Raw genomic sequence first — 23,589 nt, forward strand, 5'->3', positions numbered from 1 at the left:
TCATAAAAAAGCTGACTAGTAAGGACTAGTCAGCTGGATTTAATCGTTTCCACTCATTTCGGTAATGCTTTGTTTCTCTAACACCTCTAATAAGCTGTAAGATTCCAAGAATAACAAATAACATGCCGATAAATAGTGAAACTTTCGTTTGATAGAATATGTACTGGTTTATTCCAAATGATAGAATAAAAATACCAAGACATATTCTAGCTTTTGCATTAAAGTATGCTTGTGTTAATCCATCCCTTGTTTTCAAGATTGCAACTTTATAATATAGGTACAATACAATGGATAGAACGATTACGATTGGAAAAATGATCATATGTATCTACTCCTAAATTCAAATCGAAGATAATTCATTCCATATTGTAGCATTATTACTTATAAATTAGCCAGTTATTATGTGATAATATTTTGAACAGTAAAGGAGAATGCCACATGTCTATTGAAGCAATCCAACAAGCAATCAAGAAATATCAGACTATCATTATCCATCGGCATGTACGTCCAGATCCGGATGCATTAGGCTCACAAGCTGGTTTGCGAGAAATAATTCAAACAACCTACCCGGATAAACAAGTATTTGTTGTAGGAGAGAATGACCCATCCTTAACATTTTTAGTAGAGATGGATGTAATAGAGGATGAGGTATTTCATAATGCGCTTATTATTATTTGTGACACTGCTAACACTGGGCGTATAGATGATGCTAGATATACCTTAGGAGACAAAATTATTAAAATCGATCATCATCCAAATGTAGATGCGTATGGTGATATAAGCTGGGTGGACACCTCCGCAAGTTCCACTAGTGAAATGATTTATCACTTTTTTATCCAAGCAGATGGCTTAAAAATGAATGATGCTGCTGCCAGATTACTTTATGGTGGAATTGTAGGAGATACAGGTAGATTCCTATTTCCTAGTACAACGAAAAAAACCTTGCAGTACGCTGCAGAACTTGTCACGTATGACTTTGATCGTTCAAAGCTTTATGATGGAATATATAATGTGAAAGACAATATTGCAAGACTTCGAGGCTACATATTACAAAACTTTAGTCTTACTGACGATGGCTTAAGTGTTGTTGAATTAAAACAGGACATTTTACACCAATATAATGTCAGTGCTTTGGAGACAGGGCAATTAGTTGGTACACTCGGAGATGTAGAGGGCATTCTGGCATGGGTATTCTTTATTGAGGAAGAAGACCAAATCCGAGTTCGATTGCGTTCCAAAGGTCCTGTTATTAATGGCGTTGCAGCAAAATATAATGGTGGGGGACACCCAATGGCTTCTGGAGCATCTGTATACTCGTGGGATGAAGCTTCTCAAGTAGTTCAAGATTTACGTCAAGTTATAGAAGAATATTATTACTAAAAAAAGTGCTGATTTCTCTTTTGAAATCAGCACTTATTAGCTACTTTTCTTTTTGACTGGTATAAACCAACATCCAGATGGTGTTTCATCATAATACACATCAAGTCCGTTTCTCTCTATATCCCTTTTAATTAAGCGAATTACTTCCTTGGATTCTGCATATGCAGTACGCCCGGCTTTTAATTGCTCAATCTTACGGTCGCGAATACGTCTTTCATTCATTATTAACATGCGAATCCTCCCCTTTCTTAATTATATGAATGGATATTCATCTTTTCCTCTATTTTACTTGAAGTTCCCAATAATTCCTACTATAATGCGCTTTGTTTCATGAAACGTTCACATAATTAAGAGGAAAATGAAAATCTCACCCTTAAGCATATGCCAAAAAGGAAGAAAAGGTGCATGTACATGGTTAATTTGAAATATCAGCATTCGTAACGATTTTAACAGTTGGAGCAATTATTAATCTCCTTATCTCAAAATTGTATGTAAAATCATCAACTTTAAAGGGCTTATTTTCAATAGAAGCTACTAATAGGTCGTCATTTTCAGCGATTGCTTGAATATCTTTACCGATAATCGCTTCCACTTCTTCCTTTACTAATTTTTCCAACTGATGCTGAAGCAACGTATCCAGTTTTAGTTCCTCAGCATTTAAAATTTCTAAATGAACCTCTTCAACTGTAGTTGGCTGATTTGATTTCTCATTGTCTTTTTCTAACACTTCAATCCTACTTTGGGCATCATCGAGTTCTTTACTAATGCTACTATTTTCTTCTAACAATCTTTCATACATCGTCCCATACATAAACATCACTACCCAATAGGCTAGTAATGCGCCAAAAAATATTCCTACTAAGAAGCGTTGCCAGCCTGGTTTTTTATGATAGGGAGGTACATGCATTATGTCACGTCCTCCTGAATTAACCATCCGATGATAATCATCGCTGTTTTAGCTCCTCCCATTGCAGAGAGAATTAAGAGCCCTTGTTTAAGTAGGTCTATGGAGGAACCATCCCAAATTCCCTTTTGCAGATTTTCAATCGCATCAAAGGTACCACCAATTGCAGCTACAATCCCCCATATTCCAAGCTTCCTCGCAAGTCTAGCCATTTCAGTAAATGGAGCATCCCCGGTTGCAAAGGCCCCAATGCCTCCAATGAGTGTGCCACCAAGAATTACACCAAATGCAATAAAGAAACAGTGAATGAATTGTGCAAAGAAACGTTCTTCCATAACGGATACTCCTTACCCTAAAAGCTGTGTTCCCTTCATTGTATGTTCAAATAGGACGTGTTATGTTTGTTGATATACAGAAGGCTATTAAATTGGCTATAATAGAGTTAGAGAAAGTAGAGGCGAGATAGTATGTCATTTACGCATTTACAAGTGAAAACAGGTTATAGCTTTTTAAATAGTACAATTACGACAGATAAATTAATCAAGAAAGCAACTGAATTAAATTTTTCTGCGTTGAGTATAACGGATGAAAATGTGTTACATGGGGTAATTCCATTTTATAAAGCATGTGTACAAAACGGGATAAAGCCAATAATTGGTATGACTACAACAATAGTAAACGCTGATGAGTCTATGGAAGAGATAATCCTTTTAGCGAAAAATAATGCAGGGTATAACAATTTAGTAAAGCTAAGCTCTTACATCCAAACGAATCAAGTAAAAGGTATAACAAAAGACGAGCTCCATTCATATACCGACCAATTAGTAGGTATCCTCCCGAGCAAATCATCTAGTGTCCAGCAATTAGTATTGGACATGAACTATGATCAGCTTGACCACTTTCTTGGATACTTTAGCTCCTTATTTGCTGCTGATGATTTTTATCTCGGAATTGATGATCACGGCAATGAGCAAGACAAGCTCATAAATCAAGGTATAAAAGCATATGCTGATTCAAACAAGATAAATGTAGTTGCTATCAACAATGTGTGTTACTTAAATGAAAAAGATGTCTATGCCTTTGATTGTTTACAGGCAATGAAGCAAGGAAAAAATTGGTCTATTAACAAGGTGAAGCTAAACCACCACCAACAACATTTACGTGCTACTACGGAAATGGAACAAATCTTTTCCTACTGGCCAGAGGCAATAGAAGAAACGAAAGCGATAGAAGATAAATGTACAGTAACGTTTGACTTTGGTGCTAGAATGCTGCCATCTTTTCCGGTACCGAACCATACAACGGCAGCAGACTACTTAGAAAAAATTTGTTTAGAAAATATAAAAGACAAATATACTGACATAACGATGCCGATAAAAACGAGGCTCCACCACGAGCTTACGATTATCAAAAAAATGAATTTTTCCGATTATTTTCTAATTGTATGGGACTTTATTAAATATGCAAAAGAACAGAACATTATGGTGGGACCTGGTAGAGGTTCTTCTGCAGGTTCAATAGTAGCGTACACGCTAGGAATAACGGATGTCGATCCAATGAAGCATGATTTATTATTTGAACGATTTCTTAATCCAGAAAGAATAACGATGCCTGATATCGATATTGATTTTTCTGATCAAAGACGTGATGAAGTGATTGCGTATGTTCGAGAAAAATATGGTCCCGATCATGTGGCACAAATTATTACGTTTGGTACATTTGCAGCGCGTTCAATCATTCGTGAATTGGGTAAAACGATGGAAGTTGACCAACAGGATATTTACTTTATTTTAAAGCAAATTCCAAATCAAACGAATATGTCACTAGCGAGCATAATAAAGTCCTCTAATGAATTAGCTAACTATATACAATCGTCGGAGAGCTTGAAACGACTTTTTCAGATTGCAGCTGTAATAGAAGGGATTCCTAGGCATGCTTCTACACATGCTGCGGGTGTTGTCATTAGTGAAAGACCTTTGATGGAACATGTTCCATTAACCAAGGGAGCTGCAAATACACCATTAACACAATTTACCATGACAGATTTAGAGTCCATAGGATTATTAAAGATTGATTTTTTGGGCTTACGTAATTTAACCCTTATTGAGCGGGTTTTACAATCCATTCAATATAAAGAAGGAAAAGAACTTCTTTTAAGTCAAATTCCTGAGAATGATCCAAAAACCTTTGATCTTTTAAAAAAGGGTAAGACCAATGGTGTTTTCCAATTAGAATCAGATGGCATGAAACAGGTTTTAGAACGGCTAAGACCAAGTGTTTTTGATGATATTGTAGCAGTGAATGCTTTGTATCGCCCTGGACCAATGGATTTTATACCGACTTATATCGAACGAAAGCATGGAAGACAAAATGTGAGTTATCCACATCCAGATTTAAAGCCTATTCTCGAAAGTACCTATGGTGTATTAATATACCAAGAGCAAATCATGCAAATTGCCCATCATATTGCTGGATACACATTGGGACAAGCAGATGTTTTACGGCGTGCAGTTAGTAAGAAAAATCTGGAATTAATGGACAAGCAGCAGGAGGATTTCATTCGAGGATGTATTAAGAATGGGTATGATAAAAATATAGGGGAAGAAATCTTTGCTTGGATTGTTAAGTTTTCTAATTATGGATTTCCGAAAAGTCATGCTGTCGCATATAGTAAAATTTCGTATCAGCTAGCTTATTTAAAGGCACATTATCCGAAGCATTTTTATGCTGAATTATTAACGTCAATTGGAAACCAACATGAAAAAATTCATATGTATATAAAAGAGATGAAAGAGCTAAAAATTCCAATCGGACAACCATCGATTAATAAAAGCTTTGGGAAGTTTTCTGTTGAAAAGAATTATATACGAATGGGATTATTAGCAATAAAAGGTATTGGAAATCAATCTGTTCAAGAAATAATTCAAGCTAGAAAGCATGGTAAATTCAAGAATCTATTTGATTTTTGTCTGCGTGTATCACCAAAGCTCGTGAATCGAGCAACTATTGAATCGCTGATACTAGCTGGTGCCTTTGATGAGACGTATACCAATCGCGCAAGCTTATTAGCCTCAATTGATCAAGCGGTAGAGCAAGGAGAGCTATTTCGGGAATTTTCCGATCAGCCTAATCTCTTCCAAGATGAACTTGATTTAGATCCTTCATATGTGGAGATAGAAGATTTTAGTCAAATTAAGAAGCTATCGGATGAAAAGGAGTTTCTAGGTGTATATGTTTCAAGTCATCCACTAATTCAATATCGAGGTAGTCTAAGAGAAAATGGGTTTATTGCTTTGAACCATGCTGTCCATGTAGAAGGTAAAAACAATAGTAAAAGTGCTGTAATCATTCAAAGTATTAAAACCATTCGTACGAAGCGGGGAGAACCGATGGCTTTTGTTACGGTAAGTGATGAAACAGAGGATATGGATGCTGTTATATTTCCTGAACTCTATCGCGATTCTAGTAGAATGGTGAAGGAAGAAATGCTGGTGTTTATCACTGGAAAAATTGAAAGACGAAACGGTAGGCTACAGTGGTTGCTTACCAAAATTGAGCCATTTAATCCGGAAATATTAGAAGTCAGTACAAACGACAGATTGTTTATTAAAACCACGGAGAAAACGAGTAAGGATGCGTTAAAAATCATCCAGAAGATAGCACTTGAAAACCCTGGTTCCACACCAATATATGTCTATCATGAGGAACAAAAGCGAACCTATCAATTAGCACAGGATTACTTTATTCAGGTGAATAAGAACAGTTTGAATTCCTTATATCAATACTTCGGGAAGCCAAATGTTGTATTTGAAAAAGCGTAATATAAACGAAACTTTACAGTATAATTCAATTTGTTATAATGGAGTAGTTAAGTGGTCTGACCACTTTAACGGTCAACTGCATAAAGGAGCGAAATAGAAGTGAGTTTAAGAGATGAAGCATTGCATATGCATAAAGCTAATAAAGGAAAACTGGAGACAGTTGCAAAAGTACCGGTGCGTAATGCAAAGGAATTGAGTTTAGCATACTCACCAGGTGTTGCAGAACCTTGTAAGGAAATTCATGATCGTAAAGAGACCGTATATGATTATACGATGAAAGGAAATATGGTTGCTGTAGTAAGTGATGGATCTGCTGTATTAGGTCTTGGTAATATCGGACCTGAAGCTGCTCTTCCAGTTATGGAGGGAAAAGCAGTATTATTTAAGAGCTTTGCCGGAGTAGACTCTTTTCCTATCTGTCTAGATACACATGATGTTGAAGAAATAGTACGTACAGTTAAGTTGATGGAGCCTACATTTGGTGGCGTAAACTTAGAAGATATTGCAGCTCCTAATTGTTTTATTATAGAAGAAAGATTGAAGAAAGAAACAAATATTCCAATTTTTCATGATGATCAACATGGCACAGCAATCGTAACTGTTGCTGGGTTAATTAATGCTTTAAAATTAGTTGGAAAATCATTTTCAGAAATCAAGGTAGTTGCCAATGGTGCGGGGGCAGCAGGTATTGCTATTATAAAATTATTATATAACTTTGGTGTCCGCGATATGGTAATGTGTGATTCTAGGGGCGCTATCTTTGAAGGACGTTCCTATGGAATGAATGATGTAAAAGATACAGTGGCGAAATTTACCAATATGGATAAAAAAGAAGGAACATTAGAAGAAATGTTGGATGGAGCAGATGTGTTTATCGGCGTTTCTGTTGGTGGAGCATTAACGAAGGATATGGTTCGTAAAATGAATACCGACCCTATAATATTTGCTATGGCAAACCCAGACCCAGAAATTATGCCTGAAGATGCAAAAGAAGCAGGTGCAAAAGTAATAGGGACTGGTCGTTCTGATTTTCCTAACCAAGTTAATAACGTATTAGCCTTTCCTGGGATTTTTCGAGGTGCTTTAGATGTGCGAGCAACGAGAATTAATGAGAAAATGAAGGTTGCTGCAGCAGAAGCAATTGCATCTTTAATCTCTGATGATGAACTGAATGAAGATTATGTAATTCCTGCTCCGTTTGATGCAAGGGTTGCGCCATTAGTTGCTTCTAGTGTTGCTAAAGCAGCAATGGAATCAGGTGTTGCGCGAATTCATGTTGACCCTGAAGAGATTGCTGAAAAGACAAGGAAGTTAGCTAATATCAAGTAATGCCTCGATGTTGTTCGTTTTAGTTAGGTAGAAAGTATAAGAAGGAGTGAAACATGGTTGTGTCCATGTCACCGAAACAAAAAGTATATCATGGTGTCCTACAAGAAATTCGAAATTATATCGATTCAAATAATTTGAAAGCTGGCGACAAACTACCTTCTGAACGTGAACTTTCTGAAAAACTCGGTGCAGGTAGATCATCTGTACGTGAAGCCTTAAGGGCAATGGAATTAATTGGCTTAATTGAAACTAGGCATGGTGAAGGGACTTTTTTAAGTCAGTACCGTCCATTTCAAACTGTTGAATTATTATCGTCGTTTATTTTAAAGGGAAATACAACACGACTTGAATTATTAATTGTAAAAAAGCTTTTGGAAAAGGAAGCTGCTAAATTAGCCTATAGCCAAGTGGCTGTAGTGAACATAGAACAACTAGAGCAAATAATGGCTAATCCCAATTCAAGCATAAAGGAGAAGCATGCTGCTTTTTTTAGCTTTATATTTGAGTTGACTGGGAATCTATTGTTTTCACGAATATGGGGACTTGTAAATGAATATGCAAATAACTTTACAGACCACTATTCTTTCGAATTTTATGAAAGGTTAATTACATCCTATAAAGATAAGCAATACTCAACAATAGAAGATTTGTTTAACGAAGAGGAATTATTGGATAATGTGTAATCATCTCTTAACTAGTATATTTTATTTTTTCTTCGACTATAAACGACACCTTTTTGGGTAGACTTGCTGTATAGTAATATAATTAGGTGTAATTTAACAGAAATCCTATAAATAAAATCAAACTGATTTTTGTTTTTGGTTTTAAGAAAAGGGGGACTTGCTTTGCTTAAGTTTAATAAAAAGAAGAAGTATGCTTCTATTCCAAGCGAGCAATCAAAAGTAGATATTCCTGAAGGCTTGATGAAAAAATGTGACAATTGTTATAAAATTTTCTACCGTAAAGAAATAAACAATAATCAAAATGTATGCCCAAACTGCGGGCACCATCATCAACTTAATGCCTGGGAACGTATTGATAGTTTATTTGATACTAACTCATTTGAAGAATGGGATAAAAATATGGTTTCTTCAAACCCACTAGCCTTTCCTGACTATGAAGAAAAATTAGAGAAGGATCGTAAAAAAACGGGGTTGAATGAAGGGGTTGTAACTGGAAAGGGAACAATAGATGGACAAGCCACGGCATTTGCGGTAATGGATGCTAGTTTTAGAATGGGAAGTATGGGTTCTGTTATAGGTGAAAAGATTGCTAGAGCAATTGAAAATGCTAGAGAAGAATCTCTCCCTTTCATCATCTTTACTGCTTCTGGTGGAGCACGTATGCAAGAAGGTGTAATAAGCTTAATGCAAATGTCCAAAACATCTGTTGCGATAAGTCGTTTCTCTAGAGCTGGTGGTTTAATGATTTCGGTTATGACACATCCGACTACTGGTGGTGTATCTGCTAGTTTTGCTTCACTTGGGGATTATAATTTTGCTGAGCCTGGCGCTCTAATTGGTTTTGCAGGAAGACGAATTATCGAGCAAACAATACGAGAGAAGCTTCCTGAAGACTTCCAAACTGCAGAGTTTTTGCTGAAGCATGGTCAGTTGGATCAGGTAATTCACCGCCATGATTTAAAGTATGTGCTTGGAACCATACTTATGATGCATCAGAAGGGTGGTCAATCTGAATGAAGCAGGTACTTGATTTTGAAAAGCCCATTGTAAATTTAAAAGAAAAAATTGCTGAGCTGAAAAAGTTTACTAGTGAAAGCGAAATTGATTTAACAGAAGAGATTTCTACATTAGAGCAACGTTTGGCAGTATTAGAAGACGATATTTACGGTAATCTAAAGCCATGGCAACGTGTTCAAATGGCTAGACATGCTGAAAGACCTACCACTTTAGACTACATTGATGAGTTATTTACAGATTTCTTGGAATTCCATGGCGATCGTTATTATGGTGATGATGAAGCGATTGTTTCTGGAATAGCTTATTATCAAGAACAGCCAGTTACCGTTATTGGTCATCAACGTGGAAAAGATACAAAAGAAAACATACGTAGAAATTTCGGTATGCCACATCCAGAAGGCTACCGTAAAGCACTACGTCATATGAAACAAGCAGAGAAATTTAATCGTCCAATTATCTGCTTTATTGACACAAAAGGTGCTTATCCTGGTAAAGCAGCGGAAGAACGTGGTCAAAGTGAAGCAATTGCACGTAACCTAATGGAAATGGCCGGCATTACAGTACCAATTATATGTATCGTAATTGGTGAAGGTGGTAGTGGTGGCGCACTTGCGCTTGGTGTAGGCGATCGCATTCATATGCTTGAGAATTCAACGTATTCTGTTATTTCTCCAGAAGGTGCTGCCTCCATCTTATGGAAGGATTCTGGTCTTGCGCAAAAGGCTGCTGAATCCATGAAAATAACCTCATATGATTTGCGAGAACTTGGCATTATTGATGAAATTATTCCAGAACCAAAAGGTGGGGCACATCGAGATATTAAGATGCAAGCAGACTATATCCGGAATGTACTAGAAAAATCACTTCAGGATTTAAATAAATTATCCGAGGATGAATTATTAACACAAAGATGGGAAAAATATAAGCAAATTGGAGAATTCAAGGAACTATAAAAACATAAGACTGACAAATAGTCAGTCTTATGTTTTTTCTGTTTTATAGTTCAATAAGTATAACCTATTTTCAATGTGTTTTACTTATTAACGGAAACTAAATCAATAAGTAAATCACATTAAAATAAACTAGATTTTTTTGATGTTTTTAATTGATATTTTAGGTCTGAAGCCTTATCTTTTAATAGGAGGCAAGGAGTTCGTCCGTCCAGTATTTTAGTTTGCAATGTTGGTATGGGTAGTAAATTAAATTAATCAAGTACATACTAATATAGAAAATGTAGAGTAGAGGTGGATATAGAATGAAAAGACTAGGCGTTTTAACAAGTGGTGGTGATGCACCTGGAATGAATGCTGCAATTCGTGCGGTTGTTCGTAAGTGTATTTATCACAATGTTGAAATATATGGAATTAAGAATGGATATCAAGGTCTTATTGAAGGTAATATTGAAAAGATGGATGTTGGTTCTGTAGGCGATATTATTCAGCGTGGTGGAACCAAGCTATTTTCAGCTCGAAGTGAAGAGTTTAAGACGGAGGAAGGGCAACAGAAAGGTATTGAACAGCTAAAGAAATTTGGAATCGAAGGATTAATCGTTATTGGTGGAGATGGAAGCTTCCGTGGTGCCCAAAAATTAACAGAAAAAGGTTATCCTTGTATTGGTGTCCCAGGAACTATTGACAATGATATTCCTGGAACAGATTTTACAATTGGCTTTGACACTGCCCTTAATACAATTATTGAAGCGATTGATAAAATCCGTGATACTGCTACTTCACACGAACGTACATATGTTATTGAAGTAATGGGTCGGAATGCTGGAGACTTAGCATTATGGGCAGGACTTGCTGACGGTGCTGAAAGTATTCTTATACCAGAAAAAACAGATGATTTTGATGAAGTTATCGCTCGTTTAAAACGTGGCCATGAGCGTGGTAAAAAACATAGTATTATCATTCTAGCTGAGGGAGTTGGAAGTGGTATTGAATATGGAGAAAGAATTCAAACCGCTACGAGCTTAGAGACTCGTGTTACGGTGCTTGGTCATATCCAACGTGGTGGCTCACCGACAGCAAATGACCGTGTTCTTGCTAGTCGTTTAGGTGCAAAAGCTGTCGATTTGCTGTTAGATGGTAAAGCAGGAAGAATGGTGGGTATTCAAAATAATAAATTAGTGGATCATGATATTATCGAAATGCTAGCACATTCACATACAATTGATGAGGAAATGTATCAGTTGTCTAAGGAATTATCGATTTAATAGTAGGAGGAATTTTATAATGAGAAGATCAAAGATAGTTTGTACAATAGGACCAGCTTCAGAATCTGTAGAAACATTAGTAAACCTTATAGAAGCTGGCATGAATGTCGCGCGCTTAAATTTTTCCCATGGTGACTTCGAAGAACATGGTGCACGTATCCAAAACATTCGACAAGCTGCTGAAATGACAGGGAAAACTGTTGCAATTTTATTAGATACAAAAGGTCCAGAAATAAGAACTGGTAATTTTAAAGAAGGACAAGCGGATTTAGTTCAAGGAAATACGGTTTATATTTCCATGAATGAAGTAGAAGGGACAGCAGAGCGCTTTTCTATTACGTACCCAGGCCTAATTGATGATGTTCATGTTGGTTCTAGAATATTACTTGATGATGGACTCATTGAATTAGAAGTTGTCGAAATTGATCAATCGAATAAAGAACTAAAGACTGTTGCACTGAATTCAGGCTTAATTAAAAACAAGAAAGGTGTTAATGTTCCAAATGTATCGGTAAACCTACCAGGTATAACTGATAAAGATGCAAAAGATATTGAGTTCGGAATTGAACAAGATATCGATTTTATTGCAGCTTCATTTGTTCGTAGACCATCAGATATTTTGGAAATTAGAGAACTACTTGAAAAACATGATGCAAATCATATTCAAATCATTCCAAAGATTGAGAACCAAGAAGGTGTCGATAATATCGATAGTATCCTAGAAATTAGTGATGGATTAATGGTTGCACGTGGAGATTTAGGTGTAGAAATCCCTGCTGAGGATGTGCCACTTGTACAGAAGGAATTGATTCGAAAATGTAATACTGCTGGTAAGCCAGTAATCACAGCAACACAAATGCTCGATTCAATGCAACGTAATCCACGCCCTACAAGAGCAGAGGCGTCAGATGTTGCAAATGCTATCTTTGATGGAACAGATGCAATCATGCTTTCAGGGGAAACAGCTGCGGGTAATTATCCAGTAGAATCCGTGCAGACAATGAATAATATAGCAGTCAAAGCCGAAACAGCTTTAGACCATCAAGCTATCCTGAAAAATCGCTCACAATCTGTTGATATGACTATTACGGATGCAATTAGTCAATCCGTAACACATACTGCAATGAACTTATCAGTTAGTGCAATTATTACACCAACTGAAAGTGGACATACAGCACGAATGATTTCGAAGTACCGACCACAAGCACCAATTGTAGCAGTTACTTATAGTCAACGAGTAAATCGTCAGCTATCACTTGTATGGGGTGTACATGCTATTACTGGAGGAAAAGCCAATTCTACTGATGAAATGCTTGACATTGCAATCGATAGAGGATTAAGCGCTGAATTACTCAAGCGTGGTGACCGTGTCATTATTACTGCTGGAGTTCCTGTTGGAGAAACAGGCACAACAAACTTAATGAAGGTTCATATTATTGGAGATGTAATTGCTAAAGGGCAAGGCATTGGTAAAAAGAGTGCTTATGGCAAAGCGGTTATTGTAAAAAATACTGAAGAAGCACTTCAAAAAGTAAATACTGGTGATATTATTGTAACGTATGGAACAGACCGTGATATGATGCCAGCAATAGAAAAAGCTAGTGGAATCATTACACAAGAAGGCGGATTAACATCTCATGCCGCGGTAGTAGGGTTAAGCTTAGGAATACCTGTTATTGTTGGTGTAGATGAAGCCTTTGATCTTATTAAAGATGGCGAAGATATTACAATTGATGGTACAAAAGGTGATGTTTATAAAGGACATGCGGGTGTTCTATAAAAAAATACATCGTAGGACGAACAAAAGAAGGGATTTTTCCCTTCTTTTTTCCTATAAATCTTAAGTGTGTTAGCGAGAGGATGGTATAGATGAGATGGCTATTTCTTGCATTTCTAATAGTTCCTGCAGCAGAAATTGGGGTGTTTATTTGGGCAGGTGGAATTATTGGACCTTGGTGGGTCGTATTCCTAATTTTACTAACAGGACTTGTTGGTGTAGCGCTAGCTAAAAAAGAGGGCATCCAAACATGGAACCGTGCTCAAAGAGCATTGAGCTTAGGGCAAGTGCCAACAAGAGAAATTCTTGATGGAATCTGTATATTTACAGGTGGAGTATTCTTATTTACGCCTGGTTTTATTACAGACATTACAGGGTTTGTTTTAGTGTTTCCTGGGACAAGAGATATTTTTAAGCGCTTATTAAGTAAGGTATTCAAGAAAATGATTGATCATAAAACTATTACATATCACAAATGATAATTCTAACCTTTAATAAAATTTACTAGTTTAATAAATACACGTGATTCGTATAAGACAAAAAGTGTAATGAGTATAAACGGAGCTAATAGAACACCAATGATGCCCCATAACTGAAGAGCTACAAATAATATGATTAAACTCATTAATGGGTTTACACCGATACTTGCTGATATTATTTTGGGTTCTATCATTTGGCGGACCACAATTACAGTCATATATAGCACACTAACTCCAATTGTCATGGTAAAATCTGCTGTTATAAAGGAATACATAATCCAAGGAATAAACAGTAGTCCTGTCCCTATAAAAGGTAGTAGATCAACAAGAGCGGCTAATACAGCAATAGTTAAAGCATGCTTTATTCCTAAGATTAACAAGCCGACAAAAATAATAGTAGCAGAAATCAGTATTAGGATAAGCTGGGCTTTGAGATATCCTGAAAACGCTTTTTTAATCCCTTTTTGAAAATCATAGATAAATACTAGAATGTTTTGTGGTAGGAAGACTTTCAACTTCTCTGTAAGATTATACCAATCATTTGTTATAATAAATGTAGCTAGAATAATAAATATTAATAGTGTTAATGAGTCTGGAAGGAATCCAACAATAGTTGGAATTTCTAAAAGCGCTGACTGGATAAGTTGGGTTATCGTATTAGCTATATTTTCTAGAAATTGCATAATATTTTCCTGAATAGTTGATTGATGTGATGGGTCTAAAGATTTAAAAAAAGAAGCAACTTTTTGATAGAATGGTAAAACATGTTCAGCGAGAATTCGTTCCGAAATCTCTGTAAAGGAATGAAGATACTTTGGTAATCTTTCTGTGATATAAGATGTTCCCTGGATAATCTCCGTTATCATTAAAATAAGTAGCCCAATAAATGTTAGAAAAATCGAGATAATGACAGTCAGGGTGGCAAGCGTTCTTGGGAAATTCAAATGATTCTCAATATATGTTACAGTAGGGTTTAACAAAGCTGCAATGAAGAAAGCAATAAGAAATGGATAAATATATCCTATAGAGAAACGAGCTAGGAAATATAGTGTTATACATATAAGTACTACGAGTCCACCTCGTAGTAACTGTTCAAGTAACTGCTTGTACAATTTAGTAACCCCATTTATAGTTAATAATCGAAATACTTCTTTAGAAATATATGATGATGCATTGTAAAATATTAATGATATATTTCATTGCATGGGAACCGTGTAATTTCATCTCTTTATCCAATAATTATAAAATATTTCGTTATAATAATCCGATTATAAAAATTTATATAAATTTAAACGGTTTCATTTCACATTAGGAAAAGAATACTTTATAATTGAGGATGGGGATGGCAATATCCATCATTATTCTTTGAAATTGTCGTAAATATGAATAACTTTATTTCTGACTTCCTGTTAGAACACTATAGAAAAAGGAGAGGGTTTTACTATGACAGCAACGAAAGGTCTTGAAGGGATCGTAGCAACACAATCGTCAATTAGTTCTATCATCGATGACCAACTTACTTATGTTGGCTATAGAATTGATGATTTAGCTGAGAATTCAAGCTTTGAGGAAGTAGTATACTTACTTTGGAATCTTAAATTACCTACTAAGAGTGAACTAGAAGCCTTCAAACAAGAATTAGCAGACAATATGGAAGTACCTGAAGCAGTAATCGAACAATTACGTTCCTATGATTTGTCAAAAGTACATCCAATGGCAGCGCTTAGAACTTCAATCTCATTATTAGGTCTCTATGACGAGGAAGCAGATGTAATGGAGGAAGAAGCAAACAGACGTAAGGCTATTCGTCTACAAGCCAAAATCTCTACTATTGTAGCTGCATTTTCTAGAATTAGACAAGGTAAAGATCCTATTAAGCCGAAGAGCGATGTTAGCTATGCGGAGAACTTCTTATACATGTTAAGTGGAAAGACACCTACGGCTATTGAAATAGAAGCGATTAATAAGGCCCTAGTATTACATGCGGACCATGAATTAAACGCATCTACTTTTACTGCTAGAGTATGTGTTGCAACACTTTCTGACATTTATTCCGGAGTAACTGCAGCTATTGGTGCATTAAAAGGACCTCTGCATGGTGGTGCAAATGAACGAGTAATGAAAATGCTAACTGAAATTGGCTCAGAGGAAAATGCATTACCTTATATTAAAGAAAGATTAGCAAACAAAGAAAAGATTATGGGAATGGGACATCGTGTTTATCGCAATGGTGATCCAAGAGCAAAGCATCTTAAAAAGATGTCTAAGGAATTAACTACATTAACTGGTCATGAAAAATGGTACAATATGTCTGTGAAAATTGAGGATTATATTAAGCAAGAAAAAGGACTACCAGCGAATGTAGATTTCTATTCAGCATCGGTATATGATAGTTTAGGAATTGATCATGATTTATTTACACCTATTTTTGCAATGAGCCGTGTATCGGGTTGGATTGCACATATACTAGAGCAATATTCAAACAATCGCTTAATTCGTCCGCGTGCAGAGTACGTTGGACCAACAACACAAGATTATGTTTCAATCGAGAATCGCTAGAAACAATTAAGAATGTTAGTTTTAATAGCCGGTCTATCCGGCTATTATTACGATAAGCTACATGAATTTTAGGAGGAATTTTTTTATGGCACAAGGAGAAAAAATCGTTGTCGAAAATGGTAAGTTAAACGTTCCAAATCAACCAATCATTCCATTTATTGAAGGGGATGGAACTGGTCCAGATATTTGGGCAGCTGCTAGTAAAGTACTTGAAGCAGCAGTTGAAAAAGCATATAACGGAACAAAGCAAATTGAGTGGTTAGAAGTATATGCAGGTCAGAAAGCATTTGATAAGACTGGTGAATGGCTACCACAGGATACACTAGACAAAATTGACGAATATAAAATTGCTATTAAAGGGCCTCTTACAACACCAATTGGTGGTGGAATTCGTTCTCTAAACGTAGCATTGCGTCAAGAGTTAGACCTATTTACATGCTTACGTCCAGTTCGTTATTTTGAAGGTGTTCCATCTCCAGTGAAGCGTCCAGAAGATGTTGATATGGTAATCTTCCGTGAAAATACAGAGGACATTTATGCAGGTATTGAGTGGCAAAAAGGCTCAGATGAAGTGAAAAAAGTAATCGACTTCTTAAACAATGAAATGGGAGTACATAATATCCGTTTCCCTGAAACTTCTGGAATTGGTATTAAACCAGTATCGGAGGAAGGAACAAAACGCCTAGTACGTTCAGCGATTCAATATGCGCTAACAGAGGGACGTAGCAGCGTGACACTTGTTCACAAAGGAAACATTATGAAATTTACTGAAGGTGCATTTAAAAGCTGGGGATACGAAGTTGCTGAACAAGAATTCGGTGATAAAGTATTCACATGGGCAGAATATGATCGCATTGTAGAAAAAGATGGAAAAGACGCAGCTAATAAAGCACAAGATGAAGCTGTAGCTGCTGGCAAAATCATCATTAAAGATGCTATTGCGGATATCTTCTTACAACAAATTCTAACTCGTCCGAATGAGTTTGATGTTGTTGCTACAATGAACTTAAATGGAGACTATATCTCAGATGCATTAGCAGCACAAGTAGGTGGAATTGGTATTGCTCCTGGAGCAAACATCAATTACAATACTGGTCATGCAATATTTGAGGCAACTCACGGAACAGCTCCAAAATACGCTGGTTTGGATAAAGTTAATCCATCATCAGTTATTTTATCTGGTGTGTTAATGCTAGAGCACCTTGGATGGAGAGAAGCTGCTGATTTAGTTACAAAAGCAATGGATAAAACAATCGCTTCAAAAGTCGTAACGTATGACTTTGCGCGTCTAATGGATGGTGCAACAGAAGTGAAATGTTCTGAGTTTGGTAATGAACTAATCAAAAACATGGACTAATTACGAAGAGAGGGATTTATTATGGGCAACAAACGGAAAAAAATCTCAGTCATCGGTTCAGGTTTCACAGGAGCTACAACAGCACTAATGCTTGCACAAAAAGAACTCGGAGATGTTGTTCTAGTCGATATTCCAAATATGGAAAATCCGACAAAAGGTAAAGCGTTAGATATGCTAGAGGCTAGTCCAGTACAGGGCTTTGATGCCAATGTTACTGGCACTGCAAATTATGAAGATACAAAGGAATCTGATTTAGTAATCATTACTGCTGGAATTGCTAGAAAGCCAGGAATGAGCCGTGATGATCTTGTTAATACAAATGCTAAAATCATGAAATCCGTTACACAAGAAGTAGTGAAGTATTCTCCAGAGACTACAATTGTGGTATTAACTAATCCTGTTGATGCAATGACTTATACCGTTTATAAGGAATCTGGATTCCCTAAAGAGCGGGTTATCGGACAGTCAGGTGTACTAGATACTGCTCGTTTCCGTACGTTCGTTGCACAAGAATTAAATCTATCTGTTAAAGATATTACCGGCTTCGTTTTAGGTGGTCACGGTGATGATATGGTTCCATTAATTCGCTATTCCTATGCGGGGGGTATCCCATTAGAAAAATTAATCTCGAAGGATCGATTAGAAGAGATTGTAGCACGTACTCGTACTGGTGGTGGAGAAATTGTTAACCTATTAGGTAATGGTAGTGCATACTATGCTCCGGCTGCTTCTCTGACGGTTATGGCTGAAGCAATCTTAAAAGATCAACGTCGAGTTCTTCCTTCTATTGCTTATTTAGAGGGTGAATACGGCTATAGCGATATTTATCTGGGGGTACCAACTATTTTAGGTGGAAATGGTATCGAAGAAATTATCGAGTTAGAACTAACAGCTGATGAAAAAGCGGCACTAGATAAGTCTGCTGAATCAGTGAAAAGTGTATTAAAGGTCTTAGCATAAATAGAAGACTCCATTCTGCAAGTTACAGAATGGAGTCTTTTTGTTTAGGGGAAGTTCTTTCAGTAAAGGACTTTTTTGTATTAATAACCTTCTAGGAAATAGGCGATAATATGGGTTATATTGTAAAGTTTTGTTTACAATAGGCCTCTGTTATTTTATTTATGTATAATTCATTGTAAGATAAATATAAAGATAGATTATGCTAGCAGCAAATTAGAAATGGGGAATGGTTTACATGAATGAAAAGGTTCTAATTGTTGATGATGAAATGTCTATTGTAACGCTATTAAAATTTAACTTGGAGAAAGCGGGATTTGTAACAGATGTCGCATACGATGGACTAGAAGCAATTCGAAAAGCGGATAAGAATAACTATGATTTCATCTGTCTTGATCTCATGCTACCAGAAATGGATGGAATTGAAGTATGTAAGCACCTTAGAAGAAACCAGATTGAAACACCTGTATTAATGTTAACAGCAAGAGATGAGGAGTTTGATAAAGTACTCGGACTAGAAATTGGGGCAGATGATTATTTAACTAAGCCATTTAGTCCAAAGGAAGTTATTGCTAGAATTAAAGCTATCTTAAGAAGGACCAATGTTACGAATACTAGTCAGATAAAAAATATAAATATTGGTGATCTTACGATTTATCCAGAACGATATGAAGCAGAAAAAGATAATAAAGTACTAACATTTACTCGTAAAGAATTTGAGCTATTGTATTACCTCGCAACACATAAGGATAAAGTTCTTTCAAGAGATCAATTATTAAGTGCGGTATGGGATTATGACTTTGTTGGAGATACTAGAATTGTAGATGTACATGTCAGTCACCTACGTGAGAAAATTGAACCAAACACGAAAAAACCAATTTATATTAAAACCATTCGTGGCCTAGGTTATAAAATGGAGGATCCAACGTGAGGATTTTTTCTTCTAAACCAATCATGATGTATGCGATGGGGATATTATTAATCGTCATTTCTACTGGAATAGTATTTAGCCAGTTCATGAGCAATTATATTATTTTATTACTGGTGCTATTGACAGAATACATTATCCTCATGATGATATTACACTATGTCTTTGACAAATATGTCAAACCAATCCGTAAAGCCACCGATACCCTGGATGAATTGGTTAGAGGGAATTTTCGAGCGAGAATGTATCATCCTGCAACAGGAAGCATGGCCTCTCTATTAATGAAAATTAATGCGCTCGCACGTAGTCTAAGTGATTTATCGATTAATGAAAAAATGCAGGCAGAGCAGCTATCGACTGTTATTGAAAACATACAAAGTGGATTAGTTCTGATTGATGAGAAAGGCTACATTCATCTAGTCAATCAGAATTTCATCTCTATATTTGGAAAAACTGAACGTGATTATCTTGGTTATCTCTATTATGATGTCTTAGATAATGAGAAGATTCATAAAACGATTCAGTTGACTTTTTTATATGAAGAAAATGTGAAGGATTCTATTATGGTAGAGAATGGTGTAAAGCAATACTTTGAAGTTGTCGGTGCACCAATATTTGATGATCGAAATATGTTAAAAGGGGCAGTACTTGTTCTATATGACATAACAGAGCTGAAAAAGCTTGAAGCGATGCGGAAGGATTTTGTTGCGAATGTTTCACATGAGTTGAAAACCCCAATTACATCCATTCGTGGCTTTTCTGAAACATTGCTAGATGATGATTTACATGATAAGGAAACAGCTAGACATTTCTTGGGAATTATTAACGAGGAGAGCAAACGCCTTCAAACCTTAATTGAAGATTTGCTCGCGTTATCAAAGCTTGAAAAAGAGGATTCACGATTAGTTTTTACGTCAATAAACATGTCTCAGTTATTAGAAGAAGTAATTCCGATGATGAATCAGCAAGCGACCCAAAGCGGAATCAAACTAAAAGTAGAAGCGGAAAGAGATCTCACATTTGTTGCAGACATGAACGGTGTAAAACAAGTTCTCATAAATTTGTTGGCGAATGCTATTAATTATTCTCACAAAGAAGACGAAGTTTCTTTAACAGTTGGGAAGCAGAATGACTTTATCCATATCACCATTACAGATACTGGTATCGGCATTCCGAACGAAGCGCTGTCTAGAATCTTTGAACGGTTCTATCGTGTAGATAAAGCGAGAAGTCGTAATACAGGTGGTACTGGACTTGGACTTGCGATTGTCAAGCATATTGTAGAACTTCATAAAGGGAAAATTCATGTTGAAAGTGAACTAGAGATTGGAACTACCTTTCATATTTATTTTCCAATACAATAAACATCTTCCGAGTGATGAAGGTGTTTTTTTGTTATACTGAGGTAGAAATATAATCGACATAACCCTAAATGTGTCTGCTCAGTTTTATTGGCAAATAGACATATTTTGTACGGAAGCTTCTGGAAATGGTAAAATATACGAAATAAAAGAGGCGTTAAGGAGGAGGTAACATATGTCCAATAAATTAGTACTGATTGATGGCAATAGTATCACATATCGTGCTTTTTTTGCACTTCCATTATTAAATAATGATAAAGGAGTGTACACAAATGCAGTTTACGGATTTACAACGATGTTGCTTAGGATCTTGGAGGAGCAAAAGCCAACACATATCCTAGTTGCATTTGACGCTGGTAAGACAACGTTTAGACATAATACATATCAAGAATATAAGGGTGGTAGACAAAAGACGCCACCTGAACTATCAGAGCAATTCCCGCTTGTAAAAGAATTACTTAATGCCTTTAATATTCGTCACTATCAATTAGAGCAATATGAAGCAGATGATATAATTGGTACCTTATCGAAACATGGGAATGAAAATAACTGGGATATATCCATTATTTCTGGAGATAAGGATATGCTTCAACTTGTCTCTGATAACGTTACGGTAAACGTTACTAAAAAAGGTATTAGTGATGTGGAAGCCTATACACCTGACTATTTGATAGAAAAAATGGAAATTACGTCAGACCAAATTATTGATTTAAAGGCACTGATGGGTGATAGCTCGGATAATATTCCAGGTGTACCTGGTGTTGGGCAAAAGACGGCAACAAAGCTATTAAAAGAATATGAGACACTAGAGAATTTATACGAGCATCTAGATGAAGTTAGTGGAAAGAAATTAAAAGAGAATTTAACGAATCATAAAGATGATGCATTCATGAGTAAAGAGCTCGCTACCATTAATTGTGATTCACCAATTGAAATAGCGCTAGATGATTTACCATATAGTGGATATAAAGAACAAGATGTTGCTGCCTTGTTTAAGGATCTAGGCTTTCAATCGCTTTTAAATCGAGTAAGTTCAGATGAAGCTGATGAAGAATCGAATGAAGTACTAGAAGATATATCCTATACAATTGTTGAGGAAATAACACCTGAAATGTTTATAGGAGAAGAAGCTTTAATCCTTGAAATGTTATCAGATAGTTATCATACAGCACCAATTGAAGGGATTGGGGTTGTTAATCGAGAAAATGCTTATTTTATTCCGACTGAGGTGGCCATCAATTCTGACGTGTTTAAGGATTGGGCAGAGGGTACTTCGAATAAAAAAGTAGTCTTTGACGCCAAGAAATCGTTAGTATCTTTGCTGAAAAAAGGTATTCACTTAAAGGGAATCACCTTTGATGTACTACTAGCTTCCTATTTGCTAGACCCATCAGAAAATAATCACGATATTCCTGCAATTGGACATCGTATGGGAATGAAGTCCGTTCGATTTGATGAGGAGGTCTATGGAAAAGGGGCAAAAATGAAGGTTCCTGAACAAGAAAAATTAGCGGAGCACGTTGTACGTAAAACGAGCTTATTGTTTGAGCTTCAAAAAAAGATGGAAGAAGAGCTTCAGGAGAATGAATTATTCGACTTATTAAATACATTGGAAATGCCGTTGGCGTTAATCCTTGGTGAAATGGAACATACTGGGGTAGTCGTTGATGTAGAGCGCCTAGAACAAATGGGGACGGATTTAAGGAAACGATTAGATGAGATTGAAAGAGAAATCTACGAGATTGCTGGAGAAACCTTTAATTTAAATTCCCCAAAGCAGTTAGGTCCGATTCTATTTGAAAAGCTAGGATTACGCGTGATTAAGAAAACAAAGACAGGTTATTCAACTGCTGCTGACGTTTTGGAGCAGTTAGAAAATGACCATGAGATCATTCCTAAAATTTTATTATATCGACAATTAGGTAAGCTTCAGTCTACGTATATTGAAGGACTATTAAAAGTTGTTGATAAGAATACCAATAAGATTCATACCCGCTATAATCAGGCGTTAACACAAACTGGAAGATTAAGCTCAATCGACCCTAACTTACAAAATATACCAATAAGACTTGAAGAGGGACGGAAAATTAGACAAGCCTTTGTTCCTTCAGAAAAAGAATGGATTATGTTTGCTGCAGATTACTCGCAAATTGAATTAAGAGTACTTGCACATATTGCGAAGGATGAAAAATTGATTGCAGCTTTTCAAAATGGATTAGACATTCATACACAAACTGCAATGGATGTATTCCATGTTACAGAAGATGAAGTAACATCAAATATGCGTCGACAAGCAAAGGCAGTTAATTTTGGTATTGTCTATGGAATTAGTGATTACGGTCTATCGCAAAATCTTGGAATTACTCGTAAAGAAGCGAAACAGTTTATTGATCGATATCTTGAGAGTTATCCGGGTGTCAAAGCTTATATGGATGATATCGTTCAAGAGGCAAAGCAAAAGGGCTATGTAACTACTTTGATGAATCGAAGAAGATATTTGCCAGATATCACAAGCAGAAACTTTAATCTAAGAAGCTTTGCAGAGAGAACGGCAATGAACACACCAATTCAAGGTACTGCTGCTGACATCATTAAAAAAGCTATGATCGATTTAGATGAGAAGCTAAAAGAAGAGAAGCTAAAAGCGCGTGTGCTGTTGCAAGTGCATGATGAATTAATTATTGAAGCTCCTAAGGAAGAATTGGAGAAATTGAAGGAAATTGTGCCAGCTATGATGGAAAACACAGTTGAATTAAATGTTCCTCTAAAGGCGGAATATGCTTATGGAGATAGTTGGTATGATGCTAAATAAGGAGTAAACA

The 23,589-nt window shown here is 36.2% G+C and carries 20 protein-coding genes; 15 read left to right on the forward strand and 5 right to left on the reverse strand.

All coding sequences use genetic code 11. The annotated features are described in order from the left end of the window. Window positions 1–25: 25 nt before the first annotated feature. Complete coding sequence (locus ABC228_RS00085; RefSeq protein ID WP_345823051.1) at window positions 26–322, reverse strand: YtpI family protein; 297 nt, start codon at window positions 320–322, stop codon at window positions 26–28. 116 nt (window positions 323–438) lie between these two features. On the opposite strand from ABC228_RS00085, the gene ABC228_RS00090 reads away from it, so the two are divergent. Continuing rightward, complete coding sequence (locus ABC228_RS00090) at window positions 439–1,380, forward strand: DHH family phosphoesterase (RefSeq protein ID WP_345823052.1); 942 nt, start codon at window positions 439–441, stop codon at window positions 1,378–1,380. Window positions 1,381–1,416: 36 nt separating this feature from the next. On the opposite strand, the gene ABC228_RS00095 is transcribed toward ABC228_RS00090, so the two are convergent. The 3 genes from ABC228_RS00095 to ytrH form a co-directional block, all read right to left on the reverse strand. Then, on the reverse strand, window positions 1,417–1,611 hold the full coding sequence (locus ABC228_RS00095; protein ID WP_345823053.1) for a YtzJ family protein: 195 nt from the start codon (window positions 1,609–1,611) through the stop codon (window positions 1,417–1,419). 184 nt (window positions 1,612–1,795) lie between these two features. Beyond that, window positions 1,796–2,287 (reverse strand): sporulation membrane protein YtrI, encoded by a 492-nt coding sequence (gene ytrI / locus ABC228_RS00100; RefSeq protein WP_345823054.1) that lies wholly within the window; start codon window positions 2,285–2,287, stop codon window positions 1,796–1,798. Continuing rightward, on the reverse strand, window positions 2,287–2,619 hold the full coding sequence (gene ytrH / locus ABC228_RS00105; RefSeq protein WP_345823055.1) for a sporulation membrane protein YtrH: 333 nt from the start codon (window positions 2,617–2,619) through the stop codon (window positions 2,287–2,289). The genes ytrI and ytrH overlap by 1 nt, the downstream gene beginning before the upstream one ends. Window positions 2,620–2,751: 132 nt before the next feature. Between ytrH and dnaE the strand changes: the two genes are divergently transcribed. The 8 genes from dnaE to ABC228_RS00145 all read left to right on the forward strand — a co-directional run bounded on the left by dnaE (window position 2,752) and on the right by ABC228_RS00145 (window position 13,605). Further along, window positions 2,752–6,105, forward strand: a complete 3,354-nt coding sequence (dnaE, locus tag ABC228_RS00110) for a DNA polymerase III subunit alpha (RefSeq protein ID WP_345823056.1) — start codon at window positions 2,752–2,754, stop codon at window positions 6,103–6,105. Window positions 6,106–6,231: 126 nt separating this feature from the next. Then, window positions 6,232–7,434 (forward strand): NADP-dependent malic enzyme, encoded by a 1,203-nt coding sequence (ystJ, locus tag ABC228_RS00115; RefSeq protein WP_345824138.1) that lies wholly within the window; start codon window positions 6,232–6,234, stop codon window positions 7,432–7,434. A 53-nt stretch (window positions 7,435–7,487) separates the two neighbouring features. Continuing rightward, window positions 7,488–8,117, forward strand: a complete 630-nt coding sequence (locus ABC228_RS00120; RefSeq protein ID WP_345823057.1) for a FadR/GntR family transcriptional regulator — start codon at window positions 7,488–7,490, stop codon at window positions 8,115–8,117. Between the two features lie 162 nt (window positions 8,118–8,279). Further along, window positions 8,280–9,134, forward strand: coding sequence for an acetyl-CoA carboxylase, carboxyltransferase subunit beta (gene accD / locus ABC228_RS00125; protein ID WP_345823058.1), 855 nt, complete (start codon window positions 8,280–8,282; stop codon window positions 9,132–9,134). Further along, window positions 9,131–10,087, forward strand: a complete 957-nt coding sequence (gene accA, locus ABC228_RS00130) for an acetyl-CoA carboxylase carboxyl transferase subunit alpha (RefSeq protein ID WP_345823059.1) — start codon at window positions 9,131–9,133, stop codon at window positions 10,085–10,087. The genes accD and accA overlap by 4 nt, the downstream gene beginning before the upstream one ends. Before the next feature lie 302 nt (window positions 10,088–10,389). Beyond that, window positions 10,390–11,349 carry a 6-phosphofructokinase gene (gene pfkA, locus ABC228_RS00135; protein WP_345823060.1) on the forward strand — a complete coding sequence of 320 codons (960 nt, stop codon included), beginning with the start codon at window positions 10,390–10,392 and terminating at the stop codon, window positions 11,347–11,349. 19 nt (window positions 11,350–11,368) lie between these two features. Then, a complete protein-coding gene (pyk, locus tag ABC228_RS00140; RefSeq protein ID WP_345823061.1) occupies window positions 11,369–13,129 on the forward strand; it encodes a pyruvate kinase in 1,761 nt (586 codons plus the stop codon). A gap of 89 nt (window positions 13,130–13,218) precedes the next feature. Then, on the forward strand, window positions 13,219–13,605 hold the full coding sequence (locus ABC228_RS00145; RefSeq protein ID WP_345823062.1) for an FxsA family protein: 387 nt from the start codon (window positions 13,219–13,221) through the stop codon (window positions 13,603–13,605). Between the two features lie 5 nt (window positions 13,606–13,610). Here the strand turns inward: ABC228_RS00145 and ytvI are convergent, their stop codons facing one another. Then, window positions 13,611–14,717: a sporulation integral membrane protein YtvI gene (ytvI, locus tag ABC228_RS00150; protein ID WP_345823063.1), complete on the reverse strand. Its 1,107-nt coding sequence runs from the start codon at window positions 14,715–14,717 to the stop codon at window positions 13,611–13,613. Between the two features lie 331 nt (window positions 14,718–15,048). Between ytvI and citZ the strand changes: the two genes are divergently transcribed. From citZ to polA, 6 genes are all read left to right on the forward strand, one after another. Next, window positions 15,049–16,164 carry a citrate synthase gene (citZ, locus tag ABC228_RS00155; RefSeq protein WP_345823064.1) on the forward strand — a complete coding sequence of 372 codons (1,116 nt, stop codon included), beginning with the start codon at window positions 15,049–15,051 and terminating at the stop codon, window positions 16,162–16,164. 85 nt (window positions 16,165–16,249) lie between these two features. After that, window positions 16,250–17,521 carry an NADP-dependent isocitrate dehydrogenase gene (gene icd, locus ABC228_RS00160; RefSeq protein WP_345823065.1) on the forward strand — a complete coding sequence of 424 codons (1,272 nt, stop codon included), beginning with the start codon at window positions 16,250–16,252 and terminating at the stop codon, window positions 17,519–17,521. Window positions 17,522–17,542: 21 nt separating this feature from the next. Then, window positions 17,543–18,481, forward strand: a complete 939-nt coding sequence (mdh, locus tag ABC228_RS00165) for a malate dehydrogenase (protein WP_345823066.1) — start codon at window positions 17,543–17,545, stop codon at window positions 18,479–18,481. Window positions 18,482–18,716: 235 nt separating this feature from the next. After that, entirely contained in the window at window positions 18,717–19,409 is a 693-nt protein-coding gene (locus ABC228_RS00170) for a response regulator transcription factor (RefSeq protein ID WP_345823067.1), read from the forward strand. Then, window positions 19,406–20,770, forward strand: coding sequence for a two-component system histidine kinase PnpS (gene pnpS / locus ABC228_RS00175; protein WP_345823068.1), 1,365 nt, complete (start codon window positions 19,406–19,408; stop codon window positions 20,768–20,770). Before ABC228_RS00170 ends, pnpS begins: the two co-directional genes overlap by 4 nt. A 172-nt stretch (window positions 20,771–20,942) precedes the next feature. Next, entirely contained in the window at window positions 20,943–23,579 is a 2,637-nt protein-coding gene (gene polA, locus ABC228_RS00180; protein WP_345823069.1) for a DNA polymerase I, read from the forward strand. Window positions 23,580–23,589 lie beyond the last annotated feature (10 nt).

It is taken from the genome of Ornithinibacillus xuwenensis (assembly GCF_039614845.1).
Taxonomy (GTDB): domain Bacteria; phylum Bacillota; class Bacilli; order Bacillales; family Amphibacillaceae; genus Ornithinibacillus; species Ornithinibacillus xuwenensis.

Excerpts from the sequence above, each read along its gene's own strand:
- ABC228_RS00120 (WP_345823057.1), top strand. The coding sequence starts at position 7,488 with ATGGTTGTGTCCATGTCACCGAAACAAAAAGTATATCATGGTGTCCTA.
- mdh (WP_345823066.1), top strand. The coding sequence starts at position 17,543 with ATGGGCAACAAACGGAAAAAAATCTCAGTCATCGGTTCAGGTTTCACA.
- dnaE (WP_345823056.1), top strand. The coding sequence starts at position 2,752 with ATGTCATTTACGCATTTACAAGTGAAAACAGGTTATAGCTTTTTAAAT.
- ABC228_RS00095 (WP_345823053.1), bottom strand. The coding sequence starts at position 1,611 with ATGTTAATAATGAATGAAAGACGTATTCGCGACCGTAAGATTGAGCAA.
- ABC228_RS00090 (WP_345823052.1), top strand. The coding sequence starts at position 439 with ATGTCTATTGAAGCAATCCAACAAGCAATCAAGAAATATCAGACTATC.
- ytrH (WP_345823055.1), bottom strand. The coding sequence starts at position 2,619 with ATGGAAGAACGTTTCTTTGCACAATTCATTCACTGTTTCTTTATTGCA.
- ystJ (WP_345824138.1), top strand. The coding sequence starts at position 6,232 with ATGCATAAAGCTAATAAAGGAAAACTGGAGACAGTTGCAAAAGTACCG.
- icd (WP_345823065.1), top strand. The coding sequence starts at position 16,250 with ATGGCACAAGGAGAAAAAATCGTTGTCGAAAATGGTAAGTTAAACGTT.
- accA (WP_345823059.1), top strand. The coding sequence starts at position 9,131 with ATGAAGCAGGTACTTGATTTTGAAAAGCCCATTGTAAATTTAAAAGAA.
- ytrI (WP_345823054.1), bottom strand. The coding sequence starts at position 2,287 with ATGCATGTACCTCCCTATCATAAAAAACCAGGCTGGCAACGCTTCTTA.
- ABC228_RS00145 (WP_345823062.1), top strand. The coding sequence starts at position 13,219 with ATGAGATGGCTATTTCTTGCATTTCTAATAGTTCCTGCAGCAGAAATT.
- polA (WP_345823069.1), top strand. The coding sequence starts at position 20,943 with ATGTCCAATAAATTAGTACTGATTGATGGCAATAGTATCACATATCGT.
- citZ (WP_345823064.1), top strand. The coding sequence starts at position 15,049 with ATGACAGCAACGAAAGGTCTTGAAGGGATCGTAGCAACACAATCGTCA.
- ABC228_RS00170 (WP_345823067.1), top strand. The coding sequence starts at position 18,717 with ATGAATGAAAAGGTTCTAATTGTTGATGATGAAATGTCTATTGTAACG.
- ABC228_RS00085 (WP_345823051.1), bottom strand. The coding sequence starts at position 322 with ATGATCATTTTTCCAATCGTAATCGTTCTATCCATTGTATTGTACCTA.
- pyk (WP_345823061.1), top strand. The coding sequence starts at position 11,369 with ATGAGAAGATCAAAGATAGTTTGTACAATAGGACCAGCTTCAGAATCT.
- pfkA (WP_345823060.1), top strand. The coding sequence starts at position 10,390 with ATGAAAAGACTAGGCGTTTTAACAAGTGGTGGTGATGCACCTGGAATG.